This window comes from Acinetobacter sp. V102_4, from assembly GCF_031799005.1.
Taxonomy (GTDB): Bacteria; Pseudomonadota; Gammaproteobacteria; order Pseudomonadales; family Moraxellaceae; genus Acinetobacter; species Acinetobacter calcoaceticus.
Genome location: NZ_JAVQNR010000037.1, coordinates 72,556 through 87,824, shown reverse-complemented (window position 1 = coordinate 87,824; position 15,269 = coordinate 72,556). Strand labels below are relative to the sequence as shown.

General features: G+C 41.6%; 13 protein-coding genes and 2 pseudogenes. 3 read left to right on the top strand and 12 right to left on the bottom strand.

The window, feature by feature from the left end; genetic code table 11:
- Positions 1-5 precede the first annotated feature (5 nt).
- From RMB13_RS09145 to RMB13_RS09135, 3 genes are all read left to right on the top strand, one after another.
- Positions 6-1,703, top strand: coding sequence for an aldehyde dehydrogenase family protein (locus RMB13_RS09145; protein ID WP_311075955.1), 1,698 nt, complete (start codon positions 6-8; stop codon positions 1,701-1,703).
- Between the two features lie 30 nt (positions 1,704-1,733).
- Positions 1,734-3,311, top strand: coding sequence for an AMP-binding protein (locus tag RMB13_RS09140; RefSeq protein ID WP_311085066.1), 1,578 nt, complete (start codon positions 1,734-1,736; stop codon positions 3,309-3,311).
- An 89-nt stretch (positions 3,312-3,400) separates the two neighbouring features.
- Entirely contained in the window at positions 3,401-3,862 is a 462-nt protein-coding gene (locus RMB13_RS09135; RefSeq protein WP_311085065.1) for a GFA family protein, read from the top strand.
- Between the two features lie 240 nt (positions 3,863-4,102).
- Here the strand turns inward: RMB13_RS09135 and RMB13_RS09130 are convergent.
- The 12 genes and pseudogenes from RMB13_RS09130 to RMB13_RS09075 all read right to left on the bottom strand — a co-directional run.
- A pseudogene (locus RMB13_RS09130) lies at positions 4,103-4,795 on the bottom strand (type 1 glutamine amidotransferase domain-containing protein); the annotation flags it as partial.
- A 109-nt stretch (positions 4,796-4,904) separates the two neighbouring features.
- The gene (locus RMB13_RS09125; protein ID WP_311085064.1) at positions 4,905-6,176 is read right to left on the bottom strand and encodes a hypothetical protein; all 1,272 of its coding nucleotides are present in this window, start codon (positions 6,174-6,176) and stop codon (positions 4,905-4,907) included.
- Positions 6,173-6,742, bottom strand: a complete 570-nt coding sequence (locus tag RMB13_RS09120; RefSeq protein ID WP_311085063.1) for a hypothetical protein — start codon at positions 6,740-6,742, stop codon at positions 6,173-6,175. The genes RMB13_RS09125 and RMB13_RS09120 overlap by 4 nt, the downstream gene beginning before the upstream one ends.
- The gene (locus tag RMB13_RS09115) at positions 6,742-7,683 is read right to left on the bottom strand and encodes a hypothetical protein (protein ID WP_311085062.1); all 942 of its coding nucleotides are present in this window, start codon (positions 7,681-7,683) and stop codon (positions 6,742-6,744) included. The genes RMB13_RS09120 and RMB13_RS09115 overlap by 1 nt, the downstream gene beginning before the upstream one ends.
- Positions 7,684-8,086: 403 nt before the next feature.
- Positions 8,087-8,611 (bottom strand): annotated as a pseudogene (locus tag RMB13_RS09110) (hypothetical protein); the annotation flags it as partial.
- The gene (locus RMB13_RS09105; RefSeq protein WP_311085061.1) at positions 8,611-9,654 is read right to left on the bottom strand and encodes a baseplate J/gp47 family protein; all 1,044 of its coding nucleotides are present in this window, start codon (positions 9,652-9,654) and stop codon (positions 8,611-8,613) included. The pseudogene RMB13_RS09110 and the gene RMB13_RS09105, both read right to left, overlap by 1 nt.
- A 3-nt stretch (positions 9,655-9,657) precedes the next feature.
- On the bottom strand, positions 9,658-10,020 hold the full coding sequence (locus RMB13_RS09100) for a phage GP46 family protein (protein ID WP_311085060.1): 363 nt from the start codon (positions 10,018-10,020) through the stop codon (positions 9,658-9,660).
- Positions 10,021-10,025: 5 nt separating this feature from the next.
- Positions 10,026-10,523 carry a phage baseplate assembly protein gene (locus tag RMB13_RS09095; protein ID WP_311085059.1) on the bottom strand — a complete coding sequence of 166 codons (498 nt, stop codon included), beginning with the start codon at positions 10,521-10,523 and terminating at the stop codon, positions 10,026-10,028.
- Positions 10,520-11,575, bottom strand: coding sequence for a phage baseplate assembly protein (locus RMB13_RS09090; protein WP_311085058.1), 1,056 nt, complete (start codon positions 11,573-11,575; stop codon positions 10,520-10,522). Before RMB13_RS09090 ends, RMB13_RS09095 begins: the two co-directional genes overlap by 4 nt.
- Entirely contained in the window at positions 11,565-12,737 is a 1,173-nt protein-coding gene (locus tag RMB13_RS09085) for a DNA circularization N-terminal domain-containing protein (RefSeq protein WP_311085057.1), read from the bottom strand. Before RMB13_RS09085 ends, RMB13_RS09090 begins: the two co-directional genes overlap by 11 nt.
- Before the next feature lie 81 nt (positions 12,738-12,818).
- The gene (locus tag RMB13_RS09080; protein WP_311085056.1) at positions 12,819-15,029 is read right to left on the bottom strand and encodes a phage tail tape measure protein; all 2,211 of its coding nucleotides are present in this window, start codon (positions 15,027-15,029) and stop codon (positions 12,819-12,821) included.
- The gene (locus RMB13_RS09075) at positions 15,026-15,244 is read right to left on the bottom strand and encodes a hypothetical protein (protein WP_311085055.1); all 219 of its coding nucleotides are present in this window, start codon (positions 15,242-15,244) and stop codon (positions 15,026-15,028) included. The genes RMB13_RS09080 and RMB13_RS09075 overlap by 4 nt, the downstream gene beginning before the upstream one ends.
- Positions 15,245-15,269 lie beyond the last annotated feature (25 nt).

Here is a 15,269-nt window from a genome sequence, read left to right as displayed (position 1 = left end):
AAATAATGACTACCGCCGTAAAAGAAATTCGATTTGCAACCGAAGCACAATTAGATATAGCGATTAAAAATCTCACAAATGGGATTGCTAATTGGGCAAAACTCGATTTACAAGAACGTATCGCCTTACTCAAAAAAACACATATCAGTATTGCTAATGCAAGTGAAGACTGGGCAAAGGCCGCGATTTCAGCGAAAGGTACACCTAAAGGTTCACCTGAGGGAGAAGAATGGATGTCTGGACCTTATGCCACACTTTCAGGCTTCGCAGCTGTTATTGATAGTTTAGAAAAACTTGCTAAAGGTAAATCACCATTAGACGGAATTAAAGCCAGTAAAGCACCCAATAATCGTATTAAGTTTAAAATGTTACCTACCAACTTCTATGAGCTTAATTTATTTCATGGATTTCGAGCAGATCTTTGGTTAGAACCAAATATATCTGAGGCAGAAGCAAGAGCTAATGCGGGTTTAGGTGCTAAGCGTTTAGGCCAAAATGGTGGTGTTGGATTGGTGCTAGGTGCAGGAAATATTAGTGCCATTGGACCTTTAGATATGCTGTATGAATTGGTGGCTCATAATCGTGCAACCATTCTGAAGTTGAATCCAACTTTTGCTTCACTGTTAGATGTTTATAAACAAGCTTTTTCACCTCTGATTGAAGCGAATTTATTACGTATTGTGAATGGTGGTGCTGAAACAGGTGCTTATTTAACAGACCATCTGGACATTAAGCATATACATATTACTGGGAGTGCTTTAACACACGATAAAATTGTTTGGGGGTCAACAACCACAAAAATTGGTCGCCCCATACTTAATAAACCAATTACGAGTGAACTTGGTGGAGTATCCCCGATTATTATCTTGCCAGGGAAATGGTCAAAAGCAGACCTTCGCTATCAGGCTGAAAATGTAGTGACCCAAAGGACTCATAATGGAGGCCATAACTGTATCGCTGGGCAGGCCATTATCCTAAGTAAAGAATGGGAACAGAAAGACGAGTTTTTGGCAATTGTTTTAGAAGAACTTGAGAAAGCATCTAAAAGGCCCACATGGTATCCCGGCTCAGAAGCAAAACTGGCAGCCGCTCAAATAGCTTATCCAAATGCTAAGCGACGCAATGATACGATGCTAATCGAAATAAATGAGCAAACCTCCAAAGAACTTTTTACTACAGAATACTTTGCTCCAGTGTTGGGACATATTGCTCTTGATGGTACTGGCATTAGTTTTTTTCGTAACGCCGTTGATTTTGCCAACAATGAGCTAGATGGCAGTTTAGGCGCAAGTATTATTGTTTCTCCACATGACCTTAAATCAATGGGATCAGCATTTGAAAATTCTTTAGCTGACTTACGCTATGGAACAATCGGTATCAATGTCTGGAGTGCAATTGGTTTTCTTATACCATCACTTTCGTGGGGGGCTTTTGCAGGAAACACATTAGAAAATGTTGGTAGTGGGATTGGTATTGTTCATAACTCCCATTTAGTCGAGAGAACTGAAAGAAGTGTGATCTGGGGACCATTCCGTCCTTTCCCTCGCTCATTCATTAATGGTGAAATTGCGTTTTCTCCAAAACCCGCATGGTTTGTGACTGCTCGCTCAGCCAAGGACACAGCTCAGAAACTTACCCAATTCAGTATAAAACCAAGTGTCACAAAAATGCTTAAAATTTTTGTCGATGCTTTTCGAGCTTAATTTTGGCTTCTTATTTAAGATTACCGCATTATGATTTATTACAGTACCTATCCAGAAGTCAAAATTCCAACTGGTTCAATATATGACTATATTTTTAACTCCCTTAAAGAAGAAGAACTTGATCGTATTGCCGTAATTGATGGTATGCAGAAAATCTCTTATGGTCAATTACGACAAAGAATCGATGCCTTAGCAGGAGGCTTTAGAGCAAGAGGAATCAAGCAGGGTGATGTTATTGCTCTACATGCTCCCAATAGTGCGGATTTTGTAATTACTTTTCATGCTATTTTACGTGCTGGGGCAACAGTCACGACACTAAATGTTTTATATAGCCCAGCAGAGATTAGTAGCCAGATCAAAGATTCAGAGGCAAAGCTCTGTATCACCACTTCAATGTTTTTAGAAAATGCTGTTGCTGGAGTTATTGATGCTGGTCTTAGCCATGAACAAGTCATAGTAATTGGACATACAGAAAACTACTTATCCATTTCAGAGCTTATTTCTCAAAATTATAAACCACCTGAAGATTTTGTGGAGACAGCTCTTCAACTTGCAGCCTTACCCTATTCCTCCGGAACGACTGGTAAAGCGAAGGGTGTCATGCTCACACACCGTAATTTAGTTGCAAATATTGCCCAATGCTCATCAGTATTACCAATACGTCAAGATGATACAGTACTCGCTGTACTGCCCTTTTTTCATATCTATGGCATGAACGTCATTATGAATCTGACATTACGACAGCGAGGTAAATTGGTTATTTTACCAAAGTTTGATTTAAAGCCTTTTATTGAACTGATTCAGAATGAAAAATGCTCCAGCATATATATTGCACCGCCGATTGCAGTTGCTTTAACTAAACACCCATTAGTGAAAGAATATGATTTATCTAGTATCCGTACGATTATTTGTGGTGCTGCACCAATGGATGAAGCACTTGGTGCGGCTTTAACAGCACAAATTCCTGCTGTTTTATTACAAGGTTTTGGAATGACGGAATTAAGTCCTGTATCGCATGTCACACCACTCGACAATCCTGATATTCCAATAGGTTCAATTGGCTTCGCCATTCCTAATATTAGCTTCAAGGTCATCGATCCCCAAACTGGTAATCTAATTGAAAAAGTTCCAAATGGGCGAACACAGGCAGGTGAAATGCTGATTAAGGGCCCAAATGTCATGGTGGGCTATTTAAATAATCAAGAAGCTACTGACGCAACAATTACAACCGATGGTTATCTACATACGGGCGATATTGTTGAAGTTGGCCCTCAAGGCGAAGTCTATGTGGTAGATCGTTTAAAAGAGCTTATTAAATATAAGGGTTATCAGGTTCCACCCGCTGAACTTGAAGCATTATTATTAACTCATCCAGCAGTTGCCGACGTTGCAGTCGTTGCACATCCTGATGAAAGTGCGGGTGAGATTCCTCGTGCTTTCATAGTTCTTCAGCGAAATTCAAAAATCAGCAAAGAGGAAATCATGTCTTTTGTTGCAGGGAAAGTAGCACCTCATAAACGTATTCGAATAGTAGATTTTATCGAAGCCATTCCGAAATCGCTGTCAGGTAAAATTCTACGCAAAGAATTAAGAGGCCTCCCCTTGTAATACCATTCAATAAGTAGTTGGTGTATTTATTCCCCCATTGATATACCAACACTTTGCTAGTTTTAAAATTAAAATTTAAAGGAATATTTATGAGTCTCGAAATTTCATGTTCATGCCAACAAAATGAATTGGTGCTTAATGGTCCAGTGATCATGCGGTTTATTTGCCATTGTTTAATCTGCCAAAATGTCTATAAAGCACCTTATGCAGATGTAGTTGTAGCATGGAAAAAAGATGTTAGTATAAGAGCTCAATCAATTGAATTTAAGAAATTCCGTCTACCTCCAGCGCTTAATAGAGGAATATGCCTTCAATGCCAAAAACCAGTTTATGGTTATCTTAAGTCCTATGTTAAGCATGACTTAGCTTTTATCCCTGCTCTTAATTTTAAAGATCCATCATCTCTGCCAGAACTAAGTCTACATGAATTTTACCACCGTGCTATCTCACCTATAGAAGATGGCTTACCTAAATATTATGGATATGCACATAGTATGTTCGGTCTAAGTAAAGAACTTATTAAGCAATTATTACACCGTTTCAACACTTAGTAATATTTTAAATATTAATTGAAGTATCTTTCTTTTGATTCACAGGCTACATCAAAATCAAGCAACCATGTATATGGAAACTTCCAACTATCCAACCGCACAATAGAGGAACACAAGGACTGGTAGAAGCTGTTAATTTAATCACTTTTAGTTTTAAAATAAATTATTTAAAAGTTCCTATTTTCTTGTTTATAATAAAAAAGCTAGAGATTATCTCTAGCTTTAAGTATAAAATTTATTCTATTTAATTGTACTCAATCTTTTAACTACTTCTTCCCCGACCTCTCTTGGTGACTGGGGATTTTGTCCTGTAATAATTCTATCATCAACAATGACATAAGAAGTAAATGGAAAGAAACCACGTTTATAAGTAGCGCCTTTCGCTTTTAAACTATCTTCTAGAAAAAAAGGTACTTGTTTTTTCATGCCAGATAAAGATTCTTCCATATTGGAAAATCCAGTCACCGTACGATTAGAAATCAACGGCTGCCCTTGTTCATCTTTTAAGGCTAATAGTCCTGCAACACCATGACATACTGCTGAAACAATACCGCCTTGATGGTAAATTTTTTCACTTAAATCAGTTAACTCAGGATTATTAGGAAAATCCCACATCACACCATGGCCACCAGTAAAGTAGATTGCTTTATAGTCAGAAGCTTTAACATCACTTGGCTTCAGTGTGTTACTAAGTCGCGACATAAAAGATTTATCAGCTAGATGGGCTCGTGCTTCTTTATCCATATAAATCCATTTTTGACTACGCTCGTCCAGTGGTACGAAACCACCTTGAGGACTTACAAAATCCATCTCATATCCTGCTTTAAGTGCAACATCATAGAAATGGGTAAGCTCAGTAACCCAAAGCCCTGTAGTATCTTCCCTTGAGGGATATTTAGAATGATTAGTCATAACAACTAAAATCTTTCCTCTGTATCCTATAGCTTGTTTGCTGCTATTTGATGCGCGACGAGATAAATTCAGCGGTTTTTTGAGATAATTGCCTCACAATCTCGTTGCACACCCTGCAAAACCATTTCAATTATGGCGAGGTAATTCGCGCAAAACCATCAGAGCCTGCTCCACCCACAATATCAGAATCAAAGCCTCCTTTTTGACCTCCAGCTCCACCATGACCAACAATTAGAGTAATCGTCTGATTACCGGTACTATTATTGGTATATTGAACCTGAAGTACTGAGCCTGAAGCTCCACCACCACCAAATGACCAACCTTCATCACCAACACCTTCGGCACCAGAACCACCTTTACCAAATAAGCCGATAGGACTGACTGATGCACCACCGGAGTGGTCTTCTCTGGTTTCATTCCCAATTTTACCTTGAGTCGGCAAGTAACTATCAAAGGCACCGAGGATTTCAATCTCACCAACAACGCCAGCTTGCCCATTTGTATAGGCAGAGCCATTACTCCAAACCCCTTGAGTACCACCACCACCGCCATGTACGACAGCAATATTGACACCATTCACTTTAAGGATGACATCTGAACCTGCTTGTCCATTTGCTAACGGGTAGCCAGAACTATTCGATCGTCGTGAAGCTCCGCCACCGCCACCAGCGCCAACCAGAGTAAAGATTTTCGATTCACCGGCTTGAAGAACGAAACTGTATAATCCTACTGGATAATCTCCATCTACAGATATCGCATTTGGGTCCCGATGTTGAATGACCTGAAAACCAACTTGACCTGAATAACCAACTCGATTCTGACCAGATCGGTTATAAATTTTCGGCTTAAAGGTATCGATACCACGTTCAAAGTTCGTAGACTCATTTGCAGCTTCAGGACTGAGATAAATACCTAAATTGCGGTCGGTCAAATTATAGATCGATGGCGCTTTAATTCTATCATTATTCGTCGTCCAGCCATCTGTTGCTGCAATCATGGTGACAACGCCACCAGTTTCACTACCATCATAATAGAAAACGCCTGAAGCGATAATTCTTGGATAGGTGACATGGTTCAGTAAAGCAGTGATTTGTGCTTGCAGTTCATCAAGCGCCAGCTGGCTTAATTCTGCCTCGACTTTAAAGCGATCTTCAATTGCTTGGATTAACTCTTCTATATAAGGATAAGTCACCAGCAATTGATAGAGTTGATCGCGTTTTTCAGGATCAAGCGTAATACCGTTCAATTCCAGAATATTCGCTAATTCTTCTTGAATGACGTTTAACCAACTCGGACTTAAATAAGTTGCATCCTGTCCATTTAAGTCAGCATTGTCGTGAAAGCCAGATTTACCTTTGCCGAATAAATCTGGACGGGCATTGACCGTATCAATTCGTTTCATTGTTTATTCCATGTATAGAGTGCAAAACCAAAGCGATTGTTCTTCATCATACCAATCTGAATTAAGCGACTGGCTTGTGCTAATTCATGTTCAATACGAAAACGTTCCCGTTGTAAACGGATATAGGTTTTATGGTCTTTGATATAAGCGAAAATCACATCTGCATTACCGGATTGGGAGTCACGACGGTCATCGAGCGCCAGTTGAGGGTACTCAAGAGTCGCCCCAAGATTACTGGTGACTTGATTGGCAACCAGTGAGTCATACCACCATAAATAGCATTGACCTGCTGCAATATAGGCAACCATCGGGCGCATATTGCGGTCAAAAGCAAAACTGAGTGCAGTGACATTCTCAACCACGATTAAATGCTCAACGACATCATCATGCTTAGCCTGAATCGCACCATCTGCATAAAAACATGTCCAGAGCTTGGCATAGAGACCCTGTGAGAGGTCACCCAGTCCCACACCACCATATTCATAGTCTGTCAATGAATCTGTACGGGCTGGTGTCATAAACTCACTGGCCACAGGAACCGTCGATAAAGCATGATCTGGCATCATCAGTCATTACCTGCATAGCGCGACCATGTCACGGTTAAATTGAGTATCAGGACCTGACGATCCGATTTTCGTAAAGGTGGATTGACTTCTGTTTGATAAGAACCGAGGTTACTTCGTAATGAGATACTCTGAATGTCTCGTGCATTTCCATAATTCAATGGGATTTCCCATTGAAACGTCGCTTTGTGCGACCCGGACACATAATCTAAGAAATTGTAACTACTCGCACCAGTCCCAAGACTATTCAGAATCTGACCTTGTGGGGCGGAGGTGATCTCCGCGATTTCCCCCGTCCAGAGTGTTGCTGCCGTTGCCGTTGACTTCACCGCAACACCACTGCCTAATTCAGCCACACTATTGGTCACTTGCATTGGCCGTGTTAGCGTTGTATGGGTTGAGATCAATTGATTATCTCTATCGTATAAATTAAAGCTACCTGCTACATCTGCAGTATTGGGATAAACACGTACTTCACAGGTCACATCCAGATATTCATCCTTCAGTACCGTAATGGTCGTGGGCTGTCCAGCATCATCTCGAATCAAAGCACGATTCCAGATTCCATTTCCTTGATTGACGGTATCATGACCAATCGCAACTTCAGACAAAATGGTATTGTCAAACACACCTGCTGCAAATCGGTATGTTTTTCGGCTAAAAAAGAAATATGGGGCTTCTTGCGCTGCACCATACTCGCTTGAAAATAATGTAGATGAAACTGCAAAAAATTGATCCAGTTGCGTTTGTGTGGCTTGTGGCTCACTATTGCCACGGCCAACTTTACAGGATTGGAACCAAGACTTTGTAGCCATGATATCTAGCCCTTGGTCCAGCACTATATTGTCAAACCAGCCTGATGACCGGGTAATTTCATGGGTAGTCTGCTGGCGTACCGTGAATTTAAAACGGCCACCCACTTGTAATTTAGTTTCAAGTTTCATTTGGTTCTGTTCCTAAAATGGCATCATCTACACTGAATGATGTCGATAACGGTTCGGGTTGTAAGCTGTTGACGATAACCAGCGTTTTAAGGGTTAATTTTTCGATATTCATATTGCTGCTTAAAGCATCCAGCACCTTCATTGGCTCTTTGAAATCAAGACTTATTAATGTTGAGCTACTGATATGGAAGCTGGATGCAAGATGTTCACGATCAACGGTGAACTCTTTGATCAGCATTTTTAATTGCGCATTTTCAACATTTAGAGAAGTGGTCAGTTTTTCCGACTGATCTTCACGTTCAATAAGGGTCGCGATATCGGATGCATGTACACTACGTGACGACAGTTCTTCCGTGTGTTCCAGAGCATATGGTTTAGACGTCTGGTAACTAAGACCAAGCGTTTGTAGGTCAATACGCAAGTAAGCAGGTAAGTAATTTTCAATAATGCAATGAATATCGGCAGCAAGTGGTTCAGCAAGTATCAGCAATACTTTATAACGCAGTTGTTCCGTATTAACCGGTGCAGTACAAGCGCTGGTACACTGCATTGGCCGGTATTTCATGATGCTGACAAAATTTAATTTAAAAAATGCCAGTAGTTGCTCTAAATAACTTTGATTGATGACATTTCTAGTCTGTTTAACCCATTGCAGTAACTGTAATCGCTCCTCCATACTCAGACTTGAATTGATGGTACATTTAAGAGGCAGACCATATTCTGTTTCATACTCATCAATGAGTTCTTCAGGAATTTCCGACAACACATTTAAGATACGTTGAGCATCCAAATCTGCCTGTGCCAGCAATTGGGCATGTGCATAAATATCGATGGCTGCAGTGGTCTGTGGTGATGTGTCATATCCACCAACAGGTAACAGTTGGCGTAAGATTTGTGCATAGAGCGTAGTCACTTGCTGTAATGTCATTAGACCACCACAATCTTGCCTGCACGAAGCCAATAGGTGTACATCCAGTTCACCGTTGGCACAACATTCGTATCAGGTGTTAACTTTACGTCCACAACATTCGATAAAGCCATGATTCTGGACACGAGTACTGCAGGTAAAAATGCATCTGCCGGTTGAAGCTCCAAGAAATAATCACGGATCGTTTTTTCAACCAGAGGGACATCAATATCCTGACCTGTGATCGTTGCTGTGACATCTAAATATTGTTCATTTGGCGCATAGGCACGGCAGTCGGCCCAGAAACCAGCTTCAGCATCCAGTACCGCTTGCACAGCCTGCAGTAGTGTGGTGCTGGGTAATACGGGTGGCGTGCCAATTGCTGTAATGGCAACATCAAGAGACCCTAATCCACGACGTTTGGGATAAACATAAACATGCTGGACACCGGGGACTTTCTTAATGGCCGAGATGAGATCAGCCTCACGGTCACGAAAAAAGCCAAGCTGCTTACGCTCAAGCAAGCGTGCACGCCAAGCCTCCAGTTCTTCCTGATCAGAACCACCGCCGATTGAAATAACTTCCGCAGTACCATTTAAACCAGCAGCCGGACTAACCCAAAGCAACTTTTCAGTAGACACATTCCATGACCCACCGATTTGATCCGCCACAATCTCAATCGTAGTGGGCACACCAGTTTTAACTTGTGACGATGTCACCACAGACCAGTAGTAACCTTTTCCATTGGTGAGTTTTGCCCCGGCAGCAATGGTGATATCCGTATTACTGGTGGCCTTGATTCGACCGGATGCACGTGTTCCACCATGTCGAGGGAGGTCCAGTTCTTCTGCATGAATATAAAGAAAAGGCTCATCGGCAGTCTGAATAAAGAGCTGCTTTAATATATAGCTTTGATGATGATATAAGCCCTCAACAATGGACGCTGTACCATCAGCACGAATAGATGCATCGGAATCTGCCGGAATACTGATTCCAGTTTTATTACGAATCTCTTGAACAATGAGCTGGTGTGATTGTTGAAACGTTGGAATTGGATAACTCATTGTTTATTCTCCAACCGGGACAAAATAGTAAATCGTTATTTTTTCACCCGTCAGTCGAGTAATATCAATATTCAAATCCACCCGGCTTTGCACCTTTTGTGTGGCAGTGACAACCAGGGAGTCAAGACGAGTCGGGACTAAATCTGCTAAGGCTTCTTCAGCATACTGTTTAATAATCTGCAACATACGAGGCACATCTTTGGAGCGTTTTAGAAGATAGAAGCGACTGCCTAAATTCGGGTCCTTCCAATATTTACCCCGATGGATATTCAGGCGTAAGCACACCGACTGCACCACATCATCATGAAAGGCAGCATCCAAACTGGTCAGGACATAATCTTTTGTTTCTAAATTGATAATTGCCATATTGATTACTCCATTTTTTCCGATGGCTGTGGGCTATTACCATGAACGTGTATGTTATAAACAACACGCATTTGCGCCATGGAACTGGTTTTATCCGAGACCTCAGCGTCAGATTTAATGTTTTTCGTAACGTGTAATTCACCATCTACCTCGGTGTTTCCTTTTAATTTGATGCCGTTCTCATGCAGTAGAATGGAATGACCAAATTGATCGTAAATACAGGTTTCACCTTCCGCAGCATCGACGCTTACAAGGCCATCAGTCGTCGCTATGATAATGGAACGAGCCGTTTTCCCTGCGAGAGGAAGCAACACCACACGTGCATCTTCTGGAATATGTGAACTAAAACCGACATGTTGAAACAGCTCGATTTCTTCAAGTGTCTCATCGGCAAAACCAACCACCTGTAATAATCTGGAGCCACCACGTGCAACCCGGCCTAAGAAGGTTTGACGTATCTGGCCTAATCCCTTTTGAACTTGCCTTGCAACGGTCCGCATCATTTTGACTTCTCCTTCTTGATCAAAGGATTGGCCCAGTCACCCTGACGTTTTAACAGCAGCTTGGTGGTTTTCCCATTCTTACGGTCCAGCATTAAGGTGCGCCCAACCACAGCCCATTTTGCTGTCGCATGAGTCAATGCATTACTTTCCAGATTGAGATACCAACCCGTTGCCCAGACTTTTTGGTCAATCGTCCAGCCATCAACCGTCATCGTTAAAGTATGTGACTCAAAATCATTGTCTTTTTTTATTTTTTCGAGTGCTGTATTTGCTTCTGCTTGAGTCTCAACATCACTTAAGGTCAGAATTTTTAAACGGTTAAAATGATACGGTGTCTGCTTTGTAGCTTCAGACAACAACGGATTGGCCTGAGTATCCTGACTCAGGATTTTGAACTGACTAAACACCCGAGAAACGTCATTCTCATATTCAAGTGACAACACATTATTTTGTCGGTCATTGGGCTTATTCAGACGTAGTGTGGTCTTGACATGGTAAGGAGACTTAAACGGATCACCGATATTCAATGTCCCATCAGGCTCCAGCCAAACATGCTGGCCGGTCACTTGTGCAGCTTTCTCAATGGCATCCCATAAAGATTCACCCGGTTCAACCGAGATTTTATTTTTTAACCACGCATTATCCTGAATAGCGACCTTCTGAAAAAGTGAGGCCAAATCACCGGCTTTAATATATTGATTGATCAGTTCTTCCAGTGTGACTTGGCGACCATTAAAAATAGGGACGGAACAATCAATCAATTGGCCCGCTAAATCTCGACCAGTAATTTGTAGGCCATAACCTTGGCGACTCACTGCTTCAGCAACCTTATCGGCAATCGATGTCAGAATCAGTTCACTACCATAATAAAGTTGAACCGATGCTCCACCAGCAATGCTTCTAGGTAATAGTTGCCCATCCTTTTGAAATAACGTCAGGCTCCAGTTTTCAGCAGGCGTATCGATTTGATTATCAACATCAACAACCTCCCAGTCGCTTACCTCATAACCACCAATCACTAAACGGATTTCAATCGCTTGATTATCTTGCATAGACGGTTAACTCCATACCCACCAACAACCGTGCTGGATTGATTAAATCTGGGTTAAGTCGCAAGATTTCATCAGATCGGCTCATATCCTCATATAAATAGTGAGCAAGCCAATGCACAGTACAAGCCATAGGAATTTGAATTGAGGTGATTGGAGGACGTGTCTCAATCAACGCCTGAATCTGTAAATGAACTTGATCCGCCAGTGCTTTATAAACCTGAATCTGAGTAATGCTTTCAAATGAAGATGATTCACGCTCGATATCAATGGCTTGTTGTAGGATTTTTCGGGTGTTTTGCCGAACAACAGCCAAGTCAACCGGGGTGAAACTTAGCATCTGGTCACTTGCCATTTCTTGATGTACGGTCAGGATGACCTGCTGGGCTGTCGCAATATGAGCAGCAACATAAGTTGAATGCCAAACCTGTTTGATTTCAGGAATGTCTGCATTTTGAAATAGTTTTTCAAAGCGCTGGATACGATGGACAATATCTCGCCACTTTGAAATGGCAGTGATGGTTGTATCAAAGGTCACCAGCTTGGAAACATCATCCACCAAGCCAACCAGATATGTTGCAGGGGATAAAATATCTTCGATGGTTTGTTTGGCCAACCCGAGATACGAGCGTGCCTGATCAAGACCATCACGAATCATGGTGACGGTGGCAAATAGTTGGTCATTATCTTGAAGTTTTAGTTTTTCGAGAAAGGACTGAAGTTTTGTGGCAGGCGTGTCAATAATTGCAGCTGTCTCAATGATGGTTGGCGTTTTAACAGGGACAAAGAGCAGTTTCTCTTCTTGCTTAAAACGCAAGAACTTCATGTCCAATGTACAATAATCAGTATTCTCAGCGTCATAACTATCACCAAAATTGACTACAATCACTTGCATCACCCCATCAATCGGGTGAATCAACTCGCCAACACCCGTGACTTTTAATGCAGTGATTAATGCATCCCTGTCTATTTTATAATCTTCCCCGGTAAAGACTGCAGTGAGTGAGATATCATCCGGGTCATTCCCCATATCTTCAACAGATGCGACATCAGAATAAGGCGACTGTTTGACAGCTACAGATTTTGTATAGGTATTCGCAGCAGCTGTACATTCAAATTGTACTCCGCGAAATGATGCGTCTTGTAAATCAGTAGCCCAGCCCATAATAAATAAAACCTCACGATTGTGAGGCTATTGTGTGGAATATGAATGAATCATATTAGGCGGAAATGCTTCCACTCAGTTTTATGGGCCATGCGGAAGCATATAAGGAATGGTTGGTGAACCTGAGCGCTTTTCTTCAGTGGCTGCATGTTGCGATATCATGGAGAGAAGTGAGCCTCCGCTTGGGAATGGCAGTGGTTTGTTTTGGTGAGTGGCATTAATCAAAGCATCCATTTTACCCAAAAGTTCTTGACTATATTGATTCTGAGTTTGTTGCTCAGTAAGCAATTGGTCACTTTTTTGAGTCTGTTGCTCAGTTGCTACTTGTTGAGCTTTGTATTGCTCTATCGCTTGCTGAACAAAATCAACTTTTTCACCAGAGCCACCAGCAAATTTATCAATTTTACTATATAGATAATCATCAATAGGCTTAAATGCCTGATATCCAGTATAGAGTGCCCCGAAAAAGCCTGCTGCCTTTCCTACATTTCCAAGAGTCTTACCTGTTGAAATAGGTGGTGTTGAAGGAGTTTGTGGATGACCTGTTCGCATACTAATGGCAGCAATTCCACCAGCCGTTGCGACAGCAGCTAATCCGACTACAGCTGCAGATGCCGCTGCTGCTACATCTTCGTTGGAACTAGCGAAATCAGCAAGTCCTTGTTTTAAATCACCCAGCCAACCCGAAACTCCATTATAGTTATCAACTTTTGCATTAAATTTTACTGTATCTAAAGAATTGTCTTTCGCATATTCCTCTTGAGACTGAAGCTTATGTTCATCGGCAACAGCAGTACGCGAGCTTAAATAATCCGTTTGTTGCATAAGATCATTGAAATCACCATCATTCCCCTTACTTAAGGTGATGGCTGTAAATGCAGCCAATGATTGCTTATTATGAAAAATTTTACCGATTCCACTTTGACTAACTATTTTTAATGCAGCATCAAGATTCTCTTGATATTCTATTAATTCTTGAGCGACATTAAGTCCTTGTTTCCTTTTATGGAGTATTTCTTTCTGAGCATTCTGGGCCTTGGCTTGATACTCTTGATATAGTGGGTTGTTTTGCATTTCACCATTTAATAATTCAGCAGCTGCATCTACTTGACCAATACCACGTTCTTGAGCATCAGCTGCATATTTTGTCCAGTCAACCCCTGTACGATTACCTGCTACACCATATTGAGTAATCGGTAAGCCTTTACGTGGTGTTATATATTTTGCAATCTGTAATCCAAAACTATGTTGGCTAAATTCACCTAGTAAATTCTCTAAATTATTGGCAGCCTGATCAGGAGTTGATGCAGTTCTTGTACTGACTTGTGCCATTGTTAGCAAGTTCTTATAGCCTTCTTCGCCAGTATAGCCAGCACCTTTTGCTGTACTCAGTAGACTAGGCATATTTCGTGCCATATTATCCAATTCAAATGAGCCTAGCTGGCCTGACCGAAAAGCCATATTGATGACTTTATCCAATGAGACACTTGGATTATGTTGGCGACTAGCAATCATCATTTTTGCAATATCAACAGGATCTGAACCACTAGCAAAAGCAGCTTGACTTGCTATCATTAGTGCATTTTCAATCTCACCGACTTCAAATGCAGGGGAAGCAGAAAATTCTTTTAACACTATTGCCATAGATTGAGGACTAGACCCACCACTTACAGCAGAATTGCGAACCCAACGTTCAGTCTCCATAATTTTTGCTTTTCGTTGTTCGGGTGTCTGCTGTTGACCACCATAGATTGTCCCAACCGATTGAGAAATAGATTGCATGTAATCACGTGGATCTTTAAGGTAATTCCCTCCAATCATGCCAGCAGCGTAGATACCGCCTGTTGTGGTTGCAACCTTCTGCAATCCATTTCCAAGTCCACCACGCTGTAGATCGCGATTTTCTCGTCCAGCTTTTTCTAATTGCTGCCGTAAACGACCAGCTTCAGTAGTTTGTTGCCGGAGTTGATTTACTTGATTTTGATAATCACGGGTTTGATTATGTATAAGTTGAGATTGCAATTGCGTCTGTCTGGTTTGCTGCTTTAAGACCTGTTCTAGAGTTTGATTTGTTCTTAATAATTGATCACTGATCCGTGCAGTATTTTGAGTTGCTTGAGCACCGGCACGGGCAGTATTCACAAACTTGGCTTGAGCCGAACTGATCTGAGTCCATTGCGTGTTGATCTTGGTCGTAGCCGTCACTTGCTGATCAGAGATGCGTTTCATCTCTTGACCCGCATTTCCTTTAATCTGCAATGTTAATGAAACAGTGGTATTCCGACTACTCATAATTTGCCTTTAGGGGTTGAGTGTTTACGCTCCGTTGAAATATAGCTTTTAGTCACCGTATTCGAACGTTGGGGCTGAGGCTGTACTGGTGTTCTGGTCGTGGGTGGTTTGGATTCTTGACGCAATGGGGTGAGTCGCCGCTCATCACTGAGAAAAGCTATGGCAATATGTAGAGGCATATTTAATGCCTCTACATACGGAATACCTATAGCCATCAATGCTCGAATTAATCGAACGCGC

What these genes read in the sequence shown, in the direction of transcription:
- RMB13_RS09100 (WP_311085060.1), bottom strand. Translation starts at nt 10,020, where the DNA reads ATGGCAATTATCAATTTAGAAACAAAAGATTATGTCCTGACCAGTTTG.
- RMB13_RS09135 (WP_311085065.1), top strand. Translation starts at nt 3,401, where the DNA reads ATGAGTCTCGAAATTTCATGTTCATGCCAACAAAATGAATTGGTGCTT.
- RMB13_RS09145 (WP_311075955.1), top strand. Translation starts at nt 6, where the DNA reads ATGACTACCGCCGTAAAAGAAATTCGATTTGCAACCGAAGCACAATTA.
- RMB13_RS09095 (WP_311085059.1), bottom strand. Translation starts at nt 10,523, where the DNA reads ATGATGCGGACCGTTGCAAGGCAAGTTCAAAAGGGATTAGGCCAGATA.
- RMB13_RS09115 (WP_311085062.1), bottom strand. Translation starts at nt 7,683, where the DNA reads ATGAAACTTGAAACTAAATTACAAGTGGGTGGCCGTTTTAAATTCACG.
- RMB13_RS09125 (WP_311085064.1), bottom strand. Translation starts at nt 6,176, where the DNA reads ATGAAACGAATTGATACGGTCAATGCCCGTCCAGATTTATTCGGCAAA.
- RMB13_RS09140 (WP_311085066.1), top strand. Translation starts at nt 1,734, where the DNA reads ATGATTTATTACAGTACCTATCCAGAAGTCAAAATTCCAACTGGTTCA.
- RMB13_RS09085 (WP_311085057.1), bottom strand. Translation starts at nt 12,737, where the DNA reads ATGGGCTGGGCTACTGATTTACAAGACGCATCATTTCGCGGAGTACAA.
- RMB13_RS09090 (WP_311085058.1), bottom strand. Translation starts at nt 11,575, where the DNA reads ATGCAAGATAATCAAGCGATTGAAATCCGTTTAGTGATTGGTGGTTAT.
- RMB13_RS09075 (WP_311085055.1), bottom strand. Translation starts at nt 15,244, where the DNA reads ATGGCTATAGGTATTCCGTATGTAGAGGCATTAAATATGCCTCTACAT.
- RMB13_RS09120 (WP_311085063.1), bottom strand. Translation starts at nt 6,742, where the DNA reads ATGATGCCAGATCATGCTTTATCGACGGTTCCTGTGGCCAGTGAGTTT.
- RMB13_RS09105 (WP_311085061.1), bottom strand. Translation starts at nt 9,654, where the DNA reads ATGAGTTATCCAATTCCAACGTTTCAACAATCACACCAGCTCATTGTT.
- RMB13_RS09080 (WP_311085056.1), bottom strand. Translation starts at nt 15,029, where the DNA reads ATGAGTAGTCGGAATACCACTGTTTCATTAACATTGCAGATTAAAGGA.